General features: G+C 33.9%; 1 protein-coding gene. It reads left to right on the top strand.

The annotated features are described in order from the left end of the window. Nucleotides 1-387: YveK family protein (locus FD33_RS10995; RefSeq protein WP_275453143.1), on the top strand; the 387-nt coding region annotated here is incomplete at both ends.

Genomic DNA, 387 nt, shown 5'->3' with positions numbered 1-387 from the left:
AAATCTACAGATGCTGGCACAGCGGCAGCAATTGCCAATATGACAGCTAAGGTTTTTAAGAAAAAGGTTGTTAAAATTATGAGTGTTAACAATGTTTCAATTGTCTCTGAAGCTGAAACGAATACTAAACCTGTCAGTCCTAGAAAGACTTTGAACGTTTTGGTTGGTATTGTTTTAGGGTTGATTTTAGGTGTTGCATTAGCATTTGTTCGTGAATTAACTGATAGAACAGTTTCTAATGAGACGTTCTTAACTGATGGTTTAGGTTTAACAAATTTAGGTGCGGTTACTGAAATCGATCAGAAAGACATTGAAAGATATGTTGAACATAAGAAAGTTCAATCTAAGTTGAGTATTAATAAATCATCAAGAAATCATAGAAGGGTC

Source organism: Companilactobacillus paralimentarius DSM 13238 = JCM 10415 (assembly GCF_001434985.1).
Classification (GTDB): Bacteria; Bacillota; Bacilli; order Lactobacillales; family Lactobacillaceae; genus Companilactobacillus; species Companilactobacillus paralimentarius.
This window is presented reverse-complemented; position numbering and strand designations above follow the sequence as displayed.